This window comes from Siminovitchia sp. FSL W7-1587 (genome assembly GCF_037963795.1).
Taxonomy (GTDB): Bacteria; Bacillota; Bacilli; order Bacillales; family Bacillaceae_C; genus Siminovitchia; species Siminovitchia thermophila.
On the sequence record NZ_CP150169.1, the window covers coordinates 271,684 to 291,542 of the forward strand.

The 19,859-nt window shown below is 44.1% G+C and carries 18 protein-coding genes; all 18 read right to left on the minus strand.

Going from position 1 to position 19,859, the window contains the following annotated elements:
• Nucleotides 1-4: 4 nt before the first annotated feature.
• Nucleotides 5-604, minus strand: coding sequence for a dipicolinate synthase subunit B (gene dpaB / locus NST31_RS01265; protein WP_077111685.1), 600 nt, complete (start codon nucleotides 602-604; stop codon nucleotides 5-7).
• Nucleotides 605-606: 2 nt separating this feature from the next.
• Complete coding sequence (gene dpaA / locus NST31_RS01270) at nucleotides 607-1,503, minus strand: dipicolinic acid synthetase subunit A (protein ID WP_205179928.1); 897 nt, start codon at nucleotides 1,501-1,503, stop codon at nucleotides 607-609.
• 185 nt (nucleotides 1,504-1,688) lie between these two features.
• Complete coding sequence (locus tag NST31_RS01275; RefSeq protein ID WP_077111686.1) at nucleotides 1,689-1,922, minus strand: YlmC/YmxH family sporulation protein; 234 nt, start codon at nucleotides 1,920-1,922, stop codon at nucleotides 1,689-1,691.
• A gap of 523 nt (nucleotides 1,923-2,445) precedes the next feature.
• Nucleotides 2,446-3,684, minus strand: a complete 1,239-nt coding sequence (locus tag NST31_RS01280; RefSeq protein ID WP_205179887.1) for a pitrilysin family protein — start codon at nucleotides 3,682-3,684, stop codon at nucleotides 2,446-2,448.
• Between the two features lie 30 nt (nucleotides 3,685-3,714).
• Entirely contained in the window at nucleotides 3,715-4,680 is a 966-nt protein-coding gene (locus NST31_RS01285; protein WP_339163456.1) for a polysaccharide deacetylase family protein, read from the minus strand.
• Nucleotides 4,681-4,786: 106 nt separating this feature from the next.
• Entirely contained in the window at nucleotides 4,787-6,904 is a 2,118-nt protein-coding gene (pnp, locus tag NST31_RS01290; RefSeq protein ID WP_077111689.1) for a polyribonucleotide nucleotidyltransferase, read from the minus strand.
• Between the two features lie 267 nt (nucleotides 6,905-7,171).
• Nucleotides 7,172-7,441, minus strand: a complete 270-nt coding sequence (gene rpsO, locus NST31_RS01295) for a 30S ribosomal protein S15 (protein ID WP_077111690.1) — start codon at nucleotides 7,439-7,441, stop codon at nucleotides 7,172-7,174.
• Nucleotides 7,442-7,571: 130 nt separating this feature from the next.
• A complete protein-coding gene (ribF, locus tag NST31_RS01300; RefSeq protein ID WP_077111691.1) occupies nucleotides 7,572-8,513 on the minus strand; it encodes a bifunctional riboflavin kinase/FAD synthetase in 942 nt (313 codons plus the stop codon).
• Nucleotides 8,514-8,520: 7 nt separating this feature from the next.
• Entirely contained in the window at nucleotides 8,521-9,435 is a 915-nt protein-coding gene (truB, locus tag NST31_RS01305) for a tRNA pseudouridine(55) synthase TruB (protein ID WP_339163460.1), read from the minus strand.
• A gap of 206 nt (nucleotides 9,436-9,641) precedes the next feature.
• Nucleotides 9,642-9,860, minus strand: a complete 219-nt coding sequence (locus NST31_RS01310) for a hypothetical protein (RefSeq protein WP_205179905.1) — start codon at nucleotides 9,858-9,860, stop codon at nucleotides 9,642-9,644.
• A 193-nt stretch (nucleotides 9,861-10,053) separates the two neighbouring features.
• Complete coding sequence (gene rbfA / locus NST31_RS01315; protein WP_077111693.1) at nucleotides 10,054-10,395, minus strand: 30S ribosome-binding factor RbfA; 342 nt, start codon at nucleotides 10,393-10,395, stop codon at nucleotides 10,054-10,056.
• A gap of 15 nt (nucleotides 10,396-10,410) precedes the next feature.
• Nucleotides 10,411-10,689, minus strand: coding sequence for a DUF503 domain-containing protein (locus NST31_RS01320; RefSeq protein WP_077111694.1), 279 nt, complete (start codon nucleotides 10,687-10,689; stop codon nucleotides 10,411-10,413).
• On the minus strand, nucleotides 10,686-12,983 hold the full coding sequence (gene infB, locus NST31_RS01325) for a translation initiation factor IF-2 (RefSeq protein WP_339163463.1): 2,298 nt from the start codon (nucleotides 12,981-12,983) through the stop codon (nucleotides 10,686-10,688). Before infB ends, NST31_RS01320 begins: the two co-directional genes overlap by 4 nt.
• 14 nt (nucleotides 12,984-12,997) lie before the next feature.
• Nucleotides 12,998-13,285, minus strand: coding sequence for a YlxQ family RNA-binding protein (locus NST31_RS01330; protein ID WP_077111832.1), 288 nt, complete (start codon nucleotides 13,283-13,285; stop codon nucleotides 12,998-13,000).
• Between the two features lie 14 nt (nucleotides 13,286-13,299).
• The gene (locus NST31_RS01335; protein WP_077111696.1) at nucleotides 13,300-13,575 is read right to left on the minus strand and encodes a YlxR family protein; all 276 of its coding nucleotides are present in this window, start codon (nucleotides 13,573-13,575) and stop codon (nucleotides 13,300-13,302) included.
• A gap of 12 nt (nucleotides 13,576-13,587) precedes the next feature.
• Nucleotides 13,588-14,700, minus strand: a complete 1,113-nt coding sequence (gene nusA, locus NST31_RS01340; RefSeq protein WP_077111697.1) for a transcription termination factor NusA — start codon at nucleotides 14,698-14,700, stop codon at nucleotides 13,588-13,590.
• A 38-nt stretch (nucleotides 14,701-14,738) separates the two neighbouring features.
• Nucleotides 14,739-15,206, minus strand: a complete 468-nt coding sequence (rimP, locus tag NST31_RS01345; RefSeq protein ID WP_077111698.1) for a ribosome maturation factor RimP — start codon at nucleotides 15,204-15,206, stop codon at nucleotides 14,739-14,741.
• A 194-nt stretch (nucleotides 15,207-15,400) separates the two neighbouring features.
• Nucleotides 15,401-19,732, minus strand: a complete 4,332-nt coding sequence (locus NST31_RS01350; protein WP_339163465.1) for a PolC-type DNA polymerase III — start codon at nucleotides 19,730-19,732, stop codon at nucleotides 15,401-15,403.
• Nucleotides 19,733-19,859 lie beyond the last annotated feature (127 nt).

Consider the following 19,859-nt stretch of genomic DNA (forward strand, 5'->3'; position numbering starts at 1 on the left):
ACATTTAATCGCCATCCCGAAATCGCTCTATAATGACCGGCTGGATTTGATAGCCTTCAATGGCTGCTTCAACCGTTTCAGGGAGCATATCCATGCGTGCCACCATGGATGTCGGCTTTTTTTCCGGATTATCTTGCCCATACGGAATAAAATATATATGTTTGGCGGCCATCAACCTCATTAAGTTGACGCCATTTAACCCTAAAGCATCATTGGTTGAAATTCCCAATACAACGGGTCTCCGGTTTCGCAGTGTAGCTTTCGCGGCCATGAGGACGGGGGAATCGGTTAAAGCATTGGCGAATTTGCTCATTGAATTCCCAGTCATTGGAGCAATAACCATACAATCAAGAGGCGTTTGGGGTCCCAGCGGTTCCGCCTCTACGATAGAGCCGATTATCTTTCGGCCCGCCAGACTTTCAATTTTGGCGACCCAGTCTTCGCCTTCCCCAAATTTCGTATCGGTGTTTTTAACCGTGTATGTTACAACCGGAATAACTTCCGCCCCCAATTGAACGAGCTTTTCAATTTGCGGCAATACGGCATCATACGTGCAATGAGATCCGGTCAATCCAAAACCAATGCGTTTTCCCTTCAAACTCATGGTTACGTCCCCTTTCGTTCTTGTAAATCATCCGCAAGCAATTTTGATAGAACATTTGCCAAAATATTGCCGGCCGTTTTTGGCGCAACAATTCCAGGAAGACTAGGAGCGAGTAACGCTTTAATTCCCCGTTTTTCCGCATACCTAAAGTCTGTCCCTCCAGGCTTTGAAGCCAAATCAATAATAAGCGTATGTGAAGGCATTTGCGCAATCACAGCGGCATTGATGACAAGATGGGGGATTGTATTGATACAAATATCAATATCATTCACTTCATTTCTTAATTGACTTAAATGAAATGAATCAAGCCCCATTTCTGTCGCCCTTGCAAGATCGGCTGTTTTCCTGGATCCTACCTTGACCTTTGCTCCGAGTAAAGAAAAAGCTCTGGCAACACTCATCCCGACCCTTCCCAGCCCCAATACCGCAACCGAAGAGCCATGGATGGTAATCTCGGTGTTTTGTATCGCCATCAAAATCGTTCCTTCCACGGTAGGAATCGAGTTATATATGGCCACATCATCTCGTTCAAATAAATTGACCAGTCTTCTGTCGGCATTTTTTGTAATCTTGTTTAAATAACGATTGCTGATTCCTGAATAAACGGTACAGTGGGAAGGAGTATGGCGTAAAACTTGCTCAGTGAGGACAACTTTTTCGTTTGAAAAGATCGTTTCGATCTCCCCCTCCGGGTTTGTTCCCGGGACGGGCAATACGATGGCGTCCATTTCCGCAAAATGAATGTCATGAAGCTTCTCTTTTACTGCGCCGGTAAAAGGCTGATCCAAATGTTCAAATCCTACCAGATACACTTTGGCGTCCAGTTCGGTAAGCTTTTTGATAATTTCCAGTTGCCTCGCATCTCCCCCTATGATGACAATTTGCATATCAGTCAACATTAAGTTTCCATCATCTTCTCTATCCATGGTAAATCCCTCCGCTTCCATATTGTATGTTTAACCAGGGGATGAGTGCCTGGCATTCTATGGACGTTTATATCAATTTGTACACTGCTTCTTTAAAATGAAAGAATGCCGGTAACCTCTTTCCGATAAGAAAGAGATCCGGCATTTTGACATCTGCTTTACGATTCCGGGACTTCTAAAATAATCATATCTGACCCAATTGTTCGAATATTCCTCCAAGGAACTCTGATTTCGCCCCCAGATTTTCTCATCCATTTTCCCGTTGGAATGATTAAACTGTTTATTTCACCGGTGCCGCTGTTGATTTCCAGATCAGCCTGGCCCAGTATCCCTAATCGTTCCGCTTTTTTAAAGTCCACAATTTCTTTTCCACCCAGTTCGCTTAACCGCACCTTCCCACCTCCATATTGCTCTTTCTTTAATACAATATATAGCCCGTTCAACTGATTTAGAATGACAAAAGCACCTTAGTGAATTTCACATTGAAAGAACGAAAAATGGAAAAAGCTGGGATACAACTAAATCAGTTTGATGAAAAAACGCACAAACTTCATTCAGTAGGGCTCCTACTGAATGTTAGTTGAACCAATCGGGCATTTAGGTGCCGTTTTCTCCCACTTAGGCCTTTTGTATTCACTCAAGATTTTGAAGAGGTGTATATGGGCACCTTACATGCCGGATAAATTGTCCCAGTGTACCTTTTAGCGTAGTCAACATATGTAGACTCCTGCGGGAATAGCTCGAGCTGAAGATCTCGCAGGAAAGCGAGCTTTGCTTTTACGAGGAAGCTGAAGAGACCTGCGGAAAGCAAAATATGTTGACGTAGCGATGATAGGGATTTTTTTACAAAAATAAACCGAACAATTATAAATGAATTGTCCGGTTTTTGCTATTTCGTATTTTTATGTCCTAGTCTCAGTTAGCTGCAAGTGTCAGCTGTTTTTTGGGACTGATCAATGCCAAGGTGTATTCATCTGAAAATATCTTTTCAGCCATTTCGTTTACACAGCCTACTGTTACTTTATCAATTTCAACAATAATTTCATCTAGTGTACGGTGCTTTCTCAACAATAATTCATTTTTGCCATTTCGGCTCATTCTGCTGTTCGTGCTTTCCAATCCCAGCATTAAATTCCCTTTTAGTTGTTCTTTACTGTTGGTCAGTTCTTTATCGGTTACTCCTGCTGATTTTAAGACACTGAGTGTTTTTCGAATCGTTTCAAACAACTCATCCGCCTGATTTGATCCTGTCCCACCATAGATAGTCACCAGTCCGCTGTCCTTAAATGAAGAATGGTAAGAAAATACCGAATAGGCCAGTCCTTTTTCCTCCCGCACTTCTTGGAACAGCCGAGAAGACATGCTTCCTCCGAAAATATTGTTCATGACGATCAACTTGTATATATCTGGATGTCCGATGGGTAAACCTTCAAATCCGACACACAGATGGGCCTGCTCCGTTTCTTTTTGTCTGACCGCTCTGTTCGTTTGAAAAACAGGCTTCGTTTCGGGGGATGGCCTCCCCTTTCTTTCGAAGTTTCCAAATAAGCGCTCAATCTCATAAATAAACTGCTCGTCAATATTTCCCGCAACAGATATGACGATATTTTCGGGAATATATTTGTCTTCAACGTAAGCATTGAGCAAATCACTTGTAAAAGTAGAGAGCGATTGTTCTGTTCCCAATATGGGAAAACCAAGCGGATGTGTATCATATGCCGCTTTGCTTAATAAGTCATGAACGATATCGTCAGGTGTATCTTCATACATTTTAATTTCTTCCCGGACGACGTTTTTCTCTTTATTGAGTTCATCTTCTGCAAAGGTTGAATTGAAAAACATGTCCGCCAATGTTTCCAAAGCAAATTTTGCGTGGTTGTCCAGCACCTTGGCGTAATAGCAAGTATATTCTTTTGAAGTAAAGGCATTTACATGGCCACCGATGGAATCAAATGCTTCAGCCAATTCTTTTGCGTTTCGGGTAGTTGTCCCTTTGAAAAACATATGTTCCAAGAAATGGGAAATTCCGTTATTCTCTGTCAGTTCATCACGGGAGCCGATTCCCACCCAAATACCGATAGCTACAGAGCGAACAGTGGACATTTTTTCTAGTACGACCCTTACTCCGTTTTGGCATGTATATTTCTTTATCACTATGCTTCCTCCTGTTCGTGGTGCAAAAATCTATTGAGCAGTTTGTATTTTGATTATATATTCTTCATCCATTAATTTACTTACTGTACCGATCCTTAAATGTTTGCTTTTTATTTGAATGATTAACTGTTCCAGAGCTTGAGCGGTTGGATCGGTCGGGTGCATGAGGATCATCGCACCAGGATGGACCCTCGACATGACACGCTTCAAAATTGTACCTGGCGACGGCTTCTGCCAATCAATGGTATCCACCGTCCAAAGTACGGTTTTCATGTTCAGGCCGTGGGCGATTTCAATTGTCTCTTCCCGAAATCCCCCGCTAGGCGGGCCGAACCAGACAGGCTTTTTTCCTGTCGTGGCTTCAATCACTTCATTGGCCTTTACAATTTCTTCTCGCGCTTGGGCAGTTCCAAGCGACTCCATTTTAGGATGGCTGTAGGAGTGGTTGCCAATTTCATGGCCTCCGGCAGCAATCATTTTCGCCAAATCCGGATTTTCTTTTACCCAACGCCCTTCTAAAAAGAATGTTCCTTGTACATTGTGTTTCTTCAATGTTTGCAGCATAGACGGTAAATATTCATTTCCCCAAGCTACATTAATTAAAAGTGCGACCATTGGTTTGTCGGGATGTCCACGGTAAATTGGCGCAGGGGGCAAGTCGTCCAAGTGTACTTTGGGCGGAATTTGTTTAAATACAAGTTTGCGCTCATCGAAAGAACGCCCTTTCATCTTTTTATAGGACGCATCAATATCAACTTGTATTCCGTTATACCCCGGCATCGCCTTCCATACTCTGTCGATTTGCGCATCTTGCGGCGGTATGTCATATTTTTTTGCGGCAGCTTCAATTGATTTTAACAGCTTATTTTCGCTGGATGATGTTTGAACCGCTTCATTTTTTAACTGATGTACATAGGTGCTCGTAAAAGGATTAGACACGGTCAATATTGCTAGAATAGCAACTAGTCCGAAACCAAGCAAGTTTTTTGTATTCATCTCGACATTTGGCCTCCTTCAACATTACTTTATGAAGGAGGAAGACAAGGTAGACCAATTGTAGCAATATGTAAAAAGCCAGGCACAGTACCTGGCATGTAACACGTTATTCTTTTGACTGCTTTTCTTTTTGCTCTTTTAAAATGGCTTTGCGTGACAAGTTAACGCGGCCTTGCTGATCGATTTCAATCACTTTTACAAGCAGTTCGTCACCGAGCGATACAACATCCTCGACTTTGTTCACTCTTTCTTCTGCCAATTGGGAAATATGGACAAGTCCATCTTTTCCTGGGAACAATTCGAGAAACGCGCCAAATTTTTCGATCCGCTTTACTTTTCCTAAATACACTTGCCCCACGGATACTTCGCGAACGAGATCTTCGATAATCTTTTTCGCTTTCTGGTTCATTGTATCGTCAGCTGATGCAATAAATACGGTTCCGTCTTGCTCTATATCAATTTTAACTCCGGTTTCCTCGATGATTTTGTTAATTTGTTTTCCGCTTGGTCCAATTACATCCCGGATTTTATCTGGATTAATATGAAGTGTGACGATTTTCGGCGCATATGGCGATAATTCTTTGCGCGGCTCGGAGATCGCTGCCATCATCGATTTAAGAATGACCATGCGCCCTTCTTTCGCCTGTAGCAAGGCTTCTTCAAGAATTTCCTTGGAGAGCCCTTCTATTTTAATATCCATCTGCAACGCCGTTATACCGTTTTTCGTTCCAGCCACTTTAAAGTCCATATCACCCAGGTGATCTTCCATTCCTTGAATGTCGGTAAGGATTGTGTAATGATCTCCGGATTTCACAAGTCCCATGGCAATACCGGCAACAGGCGCCTTGATGGGAACACCTGCATCCATCATCGCAAGCGTGCTCGCGCAAATACTTGCTTGCGAGGTAGATCCGTTGGATTCCAATACTTCCGACACAAGACGTATCGTATAAGGAAATTCAACCTCATTTGGTATGATTGGTTCCAATGCACGTTCGCCGAGTGCCCCGTGGCCAATTTCCCTTCTGCCGGGACCGCGAATGGGTCCAGTTTCACCGACACTGAAGTGAGGGAAATTGTAGTGATGCATAAATCGCTTCGATTCTTCGATTCCTAGTCCATCCAATATTTGGACATCCCCCAGCGCTCCAAGGGTACATATGCTTAGAGCCTGTGTTTGACCTCTTGTAAACAGACCAGAACCGTGGGTTCTTGCCAACAGGCGAACCTCAGATTGAAGCGGCCTGATTTCATCCGGTTTTCTTCCGTCGGGACGAACTTTTTCAACTGTAATCAAGCGGCGTACTTCTTCTTTTACGAGATGGTCCAAAATATAGCTTACTTGCTTTAACGTATCTTCATCGGTCGTTTCCCGTCCGGTAAAGTCAGCAATCACCTCGTCCTTTACGGATTGAATGGCTTCTTCGCGGGCGTGTTTTTCTTCAACCTGTATCGCAGCAACCAACGATTGCTCGCACATGGAACGAACTTCTGTATCTAATTCCTGATCAACTTCAAAAAGTTCAACTTCCCTTTTTTCTTTACCAACTTGTTGAACAATTTCCTCCTGAAAAGCAATTAAGCGTTTAATTTCTTCATGCCCAAACATGATCGCTTCCAGCATCGTTTCTTCAGGAACCTCATCCGCACCGGCTTCCACCATATTAATGGCATCTTTCGTTCCGGCAACAGTCAGGTCAATATCACTTTTCTCCATTTGTTCCACTGTCGGATTAATGACAAAATGGCCATCCACTCTTCCGACAACGACTCCCGCGATCGGTCCTTCAAACGGAATGTCAGATATGGAAAGCGCCAGGGATGATCCAAACATGGCCGCCATTTCGGATGAGCAGTTTTGGTCGACACTCATGACAATACTGACGACTTGGACTTCATTCCGGAAGCCGTCCGGAAAAAGCGGCCTGATTGGCCGATCGATCAAGCGGCTCGCCAAAATCGCTTTTTCACTCGGGCGTCCTTCTCTTTTAATGAATCCTCCCGGGATTTTTCCAACAGCATATAAACGTTCTTCATAATTGACTGTCAAAGGAAAAAAGTCAACTGATTTTGCTTCTTTTGAAGCTGTGGCGGTGCTTAAAACTGCCGTGTCCCCATATCGGACAAAAACAGCACCGTTTGCTTGTTTGGCCAATTGGCCTACTTCAACGGTCAGTTTCCGACCGGCCCATTCTATGGCAAAAACTTTCTTTTCATGGCTCATAGTGAGTAACGCCTCTCTTTCATATACGAATAAATTTTATTAAAGAGGATAGATGAACGCACCTGCCCGCATGTAACTGAACATTCGACAAGAATATGATCCCTGTCATATCCATGTCCAATGTTCAGTCTATATATGCCGGAGTTTTGTATATTTTCTCACGGCACATTTGTCATTTGCTGGGTTCAGGATTTGTCATCTTCTCTTTTTTATCCTAACAAAAAAGCGGGAGATAATCCCGCTTTTTTAAGCTGACTCCCCACGATTTTATCGACGCAGGCCAAGTCTGTCGATTAATTCACGATAACGCTGCACATCTTTGTTGCGCAGGTATGTCAATAAATTCCGGCGCCGTCCAACCATTTTCATTAATCCCCGTCTTGAATGATGATCTTTTTTGTGGGTTCGAAGATGTTGGTTCAAATTATTGATCTCTTCGGTCAAAACCGCAATTTGTACTTCCGGAGAACCGGTATCTGTTTCATGAATTCGATATTGGCTGATAATATCATTTTTTCGTTCTTGAGAAATGGACAACTGCCTTCACCTCCTGTTTTTCATCCCCTGTTACCGAGCAAGCGTCGGTGAGTCGCATTGCCAAGCAACGGTTCTAAGATACTGTTTTAGGATACATCTTTCTTTTGGAAAAATCAAGTTTAAAAATAGGTCAAGCTTGCAAAAAGTCGGATGCTCTTACAATGTCATATGCAATTTGAGCTTTCAAATCCTCTAAACTATGAAACTTTTTTTCATCCCTTATTCTGTGCCGCCACTCGATTGTGACTTCCTCGCCATAGATTGAACGCTTGAAATGGAGAAGATGTACCTCAATAGATAAATGGGATTGACCCGGATCATGAAAAGTCGGTTTATAACCAATATTACACACACCTTTTTCCCAACGCCCATTAACGAAGAGCCGCACTGCGTAAACGCCGGGTTTGGGGATAATATAATCCTCATTTAATTGGATATTTGCCGTTGGAAAGCCGAGCTGTCTACCGCGTTTCTCTCCGTGGATGACAGTGCCTTTCGTTTCATAATAGCGCCCCAGAAACGTTATAACTGATTCGGTGTCCCCTTCCCGAAGCTTTTCTCGAATGGCGGTGGAGCTTATTTTTTCATTGCCTTCTTCCATTTTGGTTACAGTCGTTACTTGCAATATCCCCATCCCATGGTGCGGAAGCGTATCCATCGTGCCCTTTCCGTATTTGCCATATGTAAAATCAAACCCGGCAACGACATGCCGAACATTCAAATCGATTACATACTGCTGTACAAATTGCGCCGGGTCAAGATTAGCGAAAGAGGACGTGAATCGGACGATAAACAAATAGTCTATTCCCAGCTTGGATATCAAGTCAGCTTTTTCTTTTAAAGGTGTGATATATTCCACCGGACGATTTTCCTGCGAAAGGACAACCGACGGGTGGGGATCAAAAGTCATAACAGCACTTTTCCAGCCGCTATTCACTGCCGCGGCTTTAGCCGTTTCGATGACTTTCCTATGGCCAAGATGAACTCCGTCAAAAAATCCAAGAGCCATGACAAGCGGCGGGAAATCGTGCTGCTGAAAGGTATGAGGATGCTGGACCATTAACACTTTCACTCTATGTTCACCTAATTTCATTTGTTTCTAGAACTTTGACTGGTTTTATTTGTCCGGGTTTTTCGGGATGATTTTTATAGATGGCGATTGCTTTAGATTTATGCGCCAAAACAGTTTCGTCGCCTGGCCAATGCTCCGGTTCAGGCAGAACCGCACCATTTCGTACTTTTATCGCTAATTTATCACTAATTGCAAGATGCGGCAAATGAGAAATCCCTTTTTCCAGCGGAAAAATCGCTTCCGCCGCCTTCCCTGCTTGGACCAGTTTTTCAAGCTCTTCAAACGTCACACAGTCATCTTCCCGAAACGAAGCGGATGCTGTTCTGACGAGGTCCGACATATGTGCTGGATAGCCAAGCTTCTCCCCAATCATAACGGCAAGTGTTCGGATGTAGGTTCCCTTGCTGCATTGAACAGAGAAACGAAAAGACAGCAAGCCGTCTTGCAGCTCAACAGCGTTTTCCAATAATTGGATATGATAGATATAAACAGTTCTTTCCGGCCGCTCAACAGTGATGCCTGCACGGGCATATTCATATAAACGCTTCCCTTTTACTTTTACAGCTGAATACATCGGAGGAATCTGCTTTAATTCTCCTTTGAACGACTGCAGGACTTCTTCGATTCTCTCCAGGGGAAAAATCTCTTGTACCAATCTCTTTTCGACAATATCACCGGATGAGTCCTCTGTTGTTGTAGAGGTTCCAAGTGTCACTTCGCCTTCATACTCTTTTCCTGCATTCGTTATATATTCGGCAATTTTCGTCGCCCTGCCAAGACAAATGGGTAAAACCCCCGTAACATCCGGGTCGAGAGTGCCGGTATGGCCAACTTTTTTGATCCCGAGCCATTTTCGAACTTTGTAAACACAATCATGGGATGTCATCCCTTTGGGCTTCCAGATTGGTAAAATCCCTTCCAACCGCACTTAACCTCCTCGCTTATGAATGACGCCCGCACCTTCCTGCTCTCAATATGAATAACCAGCCCCGAAACGCCAAGTAGGCGCACGGGCCCGATCGACAAGCTGATCCTTTTATGAAAGAAATCTCTTTAGAATAGCAAGCTCCTTGCCAAACTAAGACACGATACACTTGTGATCTAGGGCAAAAGCGGATATTGCCATCCTTATGGCCTTATGCCGAGCTTATACATCCAACCGCCTTGTGGACAAAGCGGATATTGCCATCCTTGGCCGGCTGCTGGCTCAAAGCGGCGCATCCGTGTCACTTCGCCATGCACTTGGACGCCCTGTCCAGCGACTCGCTCAAGCCTTGCAAAAGCAGCAGTCGCTCTTCGTACGATGATATCGCTGCCGGAGACTTCTTTTGGCCTATTACTTCCCATGCACTAAGACGTCCTGTCCGGCGAGAATTGGAGCGGGCATATCATTTCTTTCCTTTCAATTCCACTTTTTTGATCTGATGAAGAACACATCGTTTAGCACCAAGCCTGAAGACGCAGATGATTGTCTGGCTGCTTTTATCATGTCTCTGTTATCTTTCCTAACGAGGAAAAAAGGATAGACCGGGCGTCTATCCTATTCTCCATTCAATTCTTTCAACAGCTTTTCAATTTTATCTCCATATTGAATGGATTCATCAAATTCAAAGCTTATTTCCGGGGTTTTACGGAGCCGTATTCTTTGCCCGATTTCGGATCTGATAAAACCAGTGGCTTTTGCCAATCCCTTTAAAGTGTTCTCCTTTTCCTCCTCGTTTCCAAGGACGGATATAAACACTTTTGCTTGCTGAAGATCACCGGTCACCTGTACATCGGTGACTGTTACAAACCCTACCCGCGGATCTTTAATCTTGCGAGAAATAATTTCTCCCAGTTCTTTTTTCATTTGTTCTGCCACACGATGGGCTCGCAGACTCATTTTCGACACCTCACATTACAGCCATTCATACGTAGTTCCGATTCTCTCCCACTCTGGAAAAGAGTCGAGGAATTCAATGGCATGTTCCAATTCATGTTCAGCCCTTTTCCTGGTGGAAGCAACAGCGGCAATCGCAATTTCAGTACGCTGCCATAAGTCCTGATGCTTCACCTCGGCAATCGAAATATTAAACTTTTGTTTGGCCCTTGTCAGTATACGCTTGACGATTGATCGTTTATCCTTGAGCGAATGGGTATTGTATATACGAAATTCTATCAAGGCAAAGCCGATCAAGCACGTTCAACTTCTTCCATTAGGAAAGCCTCGATGACATCTCCTTCTTTTACGTCATTGAAGTTTTTAATCGTAATCCCGCACTCGTATCCTTGGGCGACTTCTTTAACGTTGTCTTTAAAACGTTTTAAATCGTCAATTTCGCCTTCAAAAATAACAATGCCATCACGAATCAGGCGGACTCCGCTGTCGCGGGTGATTTTTCCATCTGTTACGTAGGAACCAGCAATTGTACCGATTTTGGAAACTTTGAATGTTTGTCTTACTTCCGCCTGGCCAATTACTTTTTCCTCATATTCAGGATCAAGCATCCCTTTCATGGCTGCTTCAATTTCTTCAATAGCCTTGTAGATAATCCGGTGCAGACGTATGTCCACATTCTCGGATTCAGCCGCCCGCTTAGCATTGACATCCGGACGGACATTAAAGCCAATGACGATGGCATTGGAAGCCGCGGCCAAGGTAATGTCAGATTCATTGATGGCCCCGACACCGGAATGAATGATTTTGATATTGACGCCATCCACTTCGATTTTCTGTAAAGAAGCCGCCAATGCTTCAGCAGAGCCTTGTACGTCGGCCTTGATGATGACATGGAGGTCTTTCATTTCTCCTTGCTTCATGTGCTCAAACAGCGTATCAAGGCTTACACGGGATCTTTCATTTCTTAATGCTTGCAATGCCTGTTGAGAACGAGCCTCCCCGACTTGGCGGGCTGTTTTTTCATCCTCGAACACGACAAACCGATCACCTGCTTGCGGTACATCATTCAATCCGGTAATTTCAACAGGGGTAGAAGGTCCAGCTTTTTTTACTCTTCGCCCCATATCATTCACCATGGCCCGTACACGTCCATGCGTATTACCGGCAACGATTGGGTCTCCCACTTTTAATGTACCATTTTGAACGAGTAGTGTGGCAACCGGGCCGCGTCCTTTATCAAGCTGGGCTTCGATCACGGTGCCAAGGGCAAGCCTTGCTGGGTTTGCTTTTAATTCTTCTACTTCGCTCACAAGGAGAACCATCTCAAGTAACGAATCGATTCCTTCTCCTTTTAAAGCAGAAATGGGAACAAAAATGGTATCTCCGCCCCAATCTTCCGGAACAAGCCCATGTTCAGTCAATTCCTGCATCACACGATCCGGATTGGCGGTTGGTTTATCAATTTTATTGACGGCTACAATAATGGGAACTTCTGCCGCTTTCGCGTGATTAATCGCTTCAACAGTTTGCGGCATGACACCGTCATCTGCGGCAACGACCAAAATGGTAATGTCGGTTACTTTCGCTCCTCTTGCACGCATTGTTGTAAACGCGGCATGTCCCGGCGTATCTAAAAATGTGATTTTTTTGCCGTTTGAATCAATTTGGTAGGCACCGATATGCTGGGTAATGCCGCCAGCTTCTCCGGCAGTCACCTTAGTATTCCGTAAAGAATCAAGCAACGTCGTTTTTCCATGGTCAACGTGTCCCATAATGGTAACGACTGCTGGTCTTTCCACCATTTCTTTTTCTTGATCTTCGGTAAAATACACTTCAAGGTCCGTTTTATCAATTTGAATCTCTTCTTCTACTTCCACACCATATTCGGCGCAAACTAATTCGATCGCATCTTTGTCAAGCTCCTGATTAATCGTTGCGATCACACCGAGCATAAAGAGCTTTTTGATAATCTCGGACGGTTCTCTATGAAGCTTTTTAGCAAGTTCAGCCACTGAGAGAGATTCCGTAAAAGTGATTTTTTCCGGAAGTTCTTTTTGTTTCGGCGGAGCAGGCTGATGTTGGTGTTGCTTTTGGCGCTGGCGTTGTTGATTTTGCTTCCTGTTGCGATTCGGTCCTTTGTTTCCGCCTTTGAATTGGCTTTTTCCGTGCTGTCTTTGCCCGCTTTCGCTCTTTTGATTGTTCGGTTTATGATTCCGTCCGTTCTTGGCATTTTGCTGGCTTCCTTGGGCATTTTGCTGGCTTCCTTGAGCATTTTGTCCCTGCTGCTGGGGTTTGTAATTTTTCTGTCTCCCCTGCTGGCCGGTTGCTCCGCTTTTGCGGTTATCTTTTCCTTGCGTCTTTATGTTCTCCGTACTTCTCTGCCGCCCATGATTTGGTTTTTCTTTCCGTTTCGCATCTTGCGGCCGGGATTCTTTCTTTTTAAAAATGGCGTCAAGCTTCGTAACCGTTCCTCCCTCAATTGTTGACATATGGTTGGCTACTTCTATATTCATGCCTTTCAGCTTATCAATAACATCCTTGCTGGTAATACCTTGTTTTTTTGCATATTCATATACACGCATTTTACTCATATGTTCACCCCCGTTTATTCATAAAGCAAAGCAGCAATTTTTTCAGCAAAACCCGCTTCCAATATCGCTGCCACAACCCTCGCATCCTTGCCAATGGCATGGCCGAGTGTTTTTCTAGTGTCTACATGCCGTAAAGGCACATGGTAATATTGGCATTTATCCTTGATTTTCTTTGCCGTATTATGGGAGGCGTCTTTCGCCAAAATGACCAGTTTGGCACGTCCACTCTGGATTTCCTTGACTACCAGTTCTTCCCCTGAAACAACTTTCCTGGCCCGATGTGCCAGACCAAGTAACGACATCCCTTTAGCTTGTTTCACTTGTTTTCCTCTTCAACAAGAGAAAGAAGTTCTTCGTATACATCGTCTGTGACATCTGCCTGTAAATGATTCGCCAGAATATTTTTTCTTCGTGCATTCATGATGACTTCCCTGTCTTTTGACAGGTAAGCCCCTCTCCCGGACTTTTTCCCCGTTACATCAACAGATATCTCACCTTCTTTGGAACGGACAATCCGAATCATTTCTTTCTTTGGCTTCATCTCTCCCGTTGCTACACATTTGCGGAGTGGTATCTTTCTCTTTTTTACCATCTTGCTTCACCTCTATTCGATTTCTTCGTTTATAAAATCGAATGATTCGTCTGACTCTTCTTCCTCCAGATCCCTTGGATAAATGCCAGCTTCTCTTGCATCTGTCTCACTTTTAATATCGATTTTCCAACCGGTCAATTTTGCTGCGAGTCGCGCGTTTTGCCCTCTCTTGCCGATAGCCAGCGATAGTTGATAATCCGGAACGACAACTGTCGTGGCTTTTTCTTCCTCATTCACGATTACATCGAGAACTTTGGATGGACTTAAAGCATTGGCGACGAAGACAACCGGATCTTGTGACCATTCAACAATATCTATTTTTTCACCCTTTAATTCGTCCACGATTGCCTGAACTCTTGAACCTTTCGGTCCGACACATGAACCAACCGGATCGACATCTTCTTGGTCTGTCGCTACAGAAATTTTGGAGCGGTCGCCCGCTTCTCTCGCAACCGATTTAATTTCAACGGTTCCATCATATATTTCAGGGACTTCGATTTCAAATAATCGCTTTAACAATCCCGGATGTGTCCTTGATACAAATATTTGCGGACCTTTCGTCGTTTTTTCGACTTTCGTAATGTACACTTTAATTCGGTCATGCGGTTTGTATGTTTCGTTGGGCATTTGCTCGCTTTGCGGAAGCAATGCTTCAATTTTCCCAAGACTGACATATATAAAACGCGGGTCCTGCCTTTGCACGATTCCGGTCATAATGTCATCTTCCCGGTCCACAAACTCGGAATAGATGATCCCTCTTTCTGCTTCTCTTACCCGTTGGGTGACGACTTGTTTTGCTGTTTGTGCCGCAATTCTGCCAAACTCCTTCGGGGTCACTTCGAGTTCTACAATATCCCCTGTGTCATAGACCGGGTTAATGGTATGGGCTTCTTCCAATGAAATTTCAAGCCTGGAATCAAAAACTTCATCCACTACCTCTTTTCTGGCAAAAACCCTCATCGTTCCTGTTTCCAAGTTCATGTCTACACGAACGTTTTGTGCTTGGTTAAAGTTCCTTTTGTACGCAGATACTAAAGCGGCTTCGATCGCCTCGATCAAGACATCCCGGGAAATTCCCTTTTCCTTTTCCAATATGACTAGAGCATCCATTAATTCTGAGCTCATGACCATGTCCTCCCCTTTATTATTCTTCGCTTTACCTGTTAAAAGACGACTGCCAAGCGGGCTTTTGCCACTTTATTGATTGGAATTTCAAACGTCTTTGTCCGGGTTTTTATTTTCACTTCAACTAGCAGGTTTTCTCCGTTAAACTCCGTTAACCGTCCCTCAAACACTTTTTCCCCATCGATCGGTTCATATGTTTTAACATGAACTTGCTTTCCAACCGCATTGGCAAAGTCGGCTTCTTTCTTTAAAGGACGCTCCGCTCCGGGCGAGGAGACTTCCAGAAAGTAATTATGGGGAATCGGGTCTACTTCATCAAGCTTCTCGCCAAGACGCTCACTGACTATGCCGCACTCTTCAATATCAACACCATCCGGTTTGTCAATGAAGAGGCGGAGAAACCAGTTTTTTCCTTCTTTTACATATTCAATATCGACCAGTTCAAGTTTCATTTCGTCCAAAATAGGAGCCGCAAGATTCTCTACTGTGTCTGTTACTTTACTCATACAAACCTCCTATGTTCAGGTATCCATGTATATCAAAGTTTTCCGTAACAATACGAAAGAGTGGGGGGCGCCCACTCTTTTGCAACGAGAGTATTCATAGTATTTCCAATAAAAATATACCATAACCGATTTTCAATTGCAAACAAGGCAAACTACCGCCAAGTATGCAAAGAAAAGCGGTTCCTACTTTTCTTCTAGAAAAGGGATAATTGATTCTGTTCGGGAAGTGATTCCAAACAGCCATGGTTGTCCAAATACTCCATAATTGTTTTGGATACTTTTCCACGGATTTGCAAGTCCTCTTTGGAAAGAAATTCTCCGTCTTCTCTGGCTTTTACAATATTCAACGCCGCGTTCGTACCCAGCCCCGGAATAGAGTTAAAAGGCGGGATAAGAGAATCTCCGTCTATGATAAACTCGGTGGCGCTCGATTTGTACAAATCTACGCGCTTGAACTTAAATTTGCGTTCGCACATTTCCAACGCAATTTCCAAAACGGTAAGAAGACTTTTCTCTTTGGCCGTCGCATCCAGGCCTTTGGCATTGATTTCTTCGATTTTGGAGCGAATCGCCTGAGAACCCCTGACCATTACTTCCAAATCAAAATCTTCTGCCCGCACCGTAAAGTAGGCGGCATAGTAAAGGAGCGGATGGTGCACTTTAAAATAGGCAATCCTGACAGCCATCAAAACATATGCCGTGGCATGCGCCTTGGGAAACATGTATTTTATTTTTTTACATGAATCAATATACCATTCCGGCACATTATTTTTTCTCATCTCTTCTTCCCATTCTGGAGTAAGACCTTTTCCTTTTCGTACAAACTCCATAATTTTAAAAGCAAGAGACGGTTCCAAACCTTGATAAATGAGGTATACCATGATATCGTCCCGGCAGCCAATCACTTCCGACAGCGTACAAGTTCCTGAACGAATCAGCTCTTGTGCATTGCCAAGCCATACATCTGTACCATGTGAAAGGCCGGATATTTGAACGAGCTCGGAAAACGTTGTCGGCTTTGTATCTTCAAGCATTTGCCTGACAAATCTTGTCCCAAATTCGGGAATTCCAAGCGTTCCTGTTTTACACATAATCTGTTCCTCTGTTACGCCGAGAGATTCGGTACCACTGAATATTTTCATCACTTCCGGGTCATCGATCGGAATCGTTTTTGGATCAATTCCGCTTAATTCCTGAAGCATCCGGATAACGGTCGGATCATCGTGGCCAAGAATGTCCAGTTTGAGTAAGTTGCTGTCGATGGAGTGGAAATCATAATGCGTCGTTCTCCAATCAGACCCAACCGCGTCAGCCGGATATTGAATCGGTGAGAAATCGAAAATTTCCATATTGTCCGGCACAACAATAATCCCTCCGGGGTGCTGGCCGGTTGTTCTTTTTACGCCTGTACACCCTTGGACGAGCCTTTCCACTTCCGCATTTCTCAACATAAGATTATGGTCTTGCTCATAAGCTTTGACATACCCGTAAGCGGTTTTCTCTGCTACTGTTCCGATCGTGCCAGCACGATATACGTAGTCTTCCCCAAACAAAACCTTCGTGTAATGGTGGGCTTTCGGCTGATAGTCCCCTGAAAAGTTCAAATCAATATCTGGCACTTTATCTCCCTTGAAGCCCAAAAACGTTTCAAACGGAATATCATGTCCGTCTTTTTTATATGTTGTCCCACACTTCACACAGTCTTTGTCGGGCAAGTCAAATCCGGACCCGACCGAACCGTCATCAAAAAACTCGGCATGCTTGCAATTGGGGCAGACATAATGCGGGGGAAGGGGGTTTACTTCCGTAATTTCCGTCATGGTGGCCACGAAGGAAGAGCCGACAGAGCCCCGTGAACCGACAAGATATCCGTCTTCAAGCGATTTTTTTACAAGCTTATGAGAAATTAAGTAAATAACTGCAAAACCATGGCCAATGATGCTTTTTAGTTCTTTTTCGAGCCTGGCTTCCACAATCTCGGGAAGCGGGTCTCCATAAATGGATTTGGCCATGCCGTAGCTCATTTGCCTGATTTCATCTTCGGCTCCTTCAATTTTCGGTGTGTACAAGTCATCTTTAATCGGTTTTATTTTATCGATCTTGTCATTAATGAGATTGGTGTTTGTGACAACCACCTCATAAGCTTTTTCATCACCAAGGAAAGAAAACTCGGACAGCATTTCGTCTGTTGTCCGGAAATGAACATCGGGAAGCTTATGCCTGTTTAGCGGATTTGCCCCGCCTTGGGAGTTTATGAGAATCTCCCGGTATATTTTATCTTCTTTATTTAAATAATGGACATTTCCTGTTGCAACGACGGGCATGTTTAAAGTTTCTCCCATCATGACGATGTTTCGGATAATGTCTTCCAAGTCTTTTTCATTCCTGACAAGCTCCATCTCAATTAGCGGGGCATATACAGGTTTGGGATGTATTTCCAAGTAGTCGTAAAAGGCGGCCGCCTGTTCGGCCTCAGCCCGTCCTTTTTGCATCATCGCTTCAAACACTTCACCTTTGTCACACCCGGAGCCAACCAAAATCCCTTCTCGGTGTTTCTCCAGCAAAGAACGCGGGATGCGCGGTACTCTATAAAAATAGTGCAGATGCGAATAAGATACGAGTTTATATAAGTTTTTCAGACCCGCTTCATTTTGGGCAAGCAAAGTGCAATGGTATGGACGCGCCTGTTTATAAGCGTCACCTTTGCCCATATTGTCATTGAGCTGATCATGATAAAGGATTCCCTTTTTCTTGGCATCGCCCAGCATTTTCAAAAAGATATTACCAGTTGTTTCGGCATCATAAATGGCCCGGTGGTGTTGCACAAGCTCTATATCAAACCTTTTTGCCAGCGTGTTTAACCGATGGTTTTTAAATTCGGGATATAGGAATCTTGCAAGCTCAAGCGTGTCAATGACCGGATTTGCGACTTTATCAAATCCAATCCTTTGATATCCGCTATTTAAAAAGCCGATATCAAAAGAGGCGTTGTGGGCTACAAGAATGCCGTCCCCTGTCCAATTCTTAAATTCTTCCAGCACTTCCTCGATTTCGGGGGCGTTTTCTACCATATCGTCTGTAATGCCTGTCAATTCAATCGTTGTTGCGGACAATGGATGGTGGGGATTGGCAAATCTCTCAAACTTGTCAATCACTTCCCCCTGATGAATTTTGACTGCCGCCAGTTCAATGATTTTGTCATATATCGCCGATAGACCGGTTGTTTCCACGTCAAAAACGATAAACGTATCTTCTTCCAGCAGCCTGTTGGCGCTATTATAGGCGATTGGCACCCCGTCGTTTACCAAATTGGCTTCCAGCCCATAGATGATCTTCATATCATGTTTTCCGCCCGCCCCAAACGCTTCGGGAAATGATTGAACGACGGCATGGTCGGTAATTGCCACCGCCGGATGTCCCCACTTTTTCGCCTGGGCAATAAGATCCCCCACTGAGGTAACAGCATCCATTTGGCTCATGGGTGTATGCATGTGGAGTTCAACCCGCTTATCACCGGCTGCTTTATCCTCACGTATTTTCGGCTTTACTTCATTAATGTCTTGCGCCATAATGACCAGTTCGCGGGCAAATGTGTCCGTTTGGACACTTCCTCGAACCTTCACCCACATGCCTTTTTTTAAACTGGCCATGATGGAAGCATCCTCATTATCTTTTGAGAACATTTTTACGGAGATGGAATCGGTATAATCCGTCATTTTAAACGTCAGTAAAGTTCTTCCGCTTCGCAGTTCCCTTGTCTCTGCCTGAAAAACATACCCTTCTACCGTGACCCTGCGCTCTTCGTCCACTATTTCCTCGAGTCTTTTCATCTCTTCACCATTTTTAATGGCATACCCAAGCATTAACGGTCCGGAAGGCGCCTCACCTTCGTTTGTCCGCCTTTCCTGCTCAAGCTTTTGCATTTCTAAAACAGCTTGTCTTGCCCGCTCTTCATCCTCTTTCCGTTTCGCTTCAACAAATTTTGCATATTCTTCACTCGATTCACTTTCAGAGCGGACTTCCGCTGAAAATAGGAGTGAAGGAAAGCCAAAGTATTGATACACTTCGGTGATGATTTTTCCATATTTCTCTTGAAGCGTCCTGGCCTCCATATCGTTGCGGACTTGAACGATGATTTTATTTCCATCGACTTTGGGTGTTTGATGATGTAAAAGACTGAGCAGCATAGGAGACATTCCTTCTATTTCTTTCAAGCAGCCCTGCCAGTAATCTGCCACAAGCTGATCAGTGATCGTTGTTTGCGATATCGACAACGAGAATTGAACCCGGGCAATGTGTTGAAACGACTGTTCAAGTCTCCTGGTGAAATGTTCATATATTTGGAAAGGCAAAATCCGCTCAAAAATAAAATAAAAATGCCATTTCTGATTGATGCGATCCACAACAAGCTTTTCAATTTGTCCAGACCGCAAGTGCTCTATGTACGGGTCATCTGTTAAGCCGATCTGTTGCAGCAGCAGATGGAAACGTTTCTTTTGTTCGACGGGATTTTGCGTCTTTTGCATCGTTTATCCTCTCCCATCTATTAATCGTCCAATCAATAAAAAGATCATATGAAACTTCAATCAGCGAGGGCTTTCTTCCCCCGCTGATAAGAAATAATACAAAAGCCCAGTTCTATAGCGTCCTGTT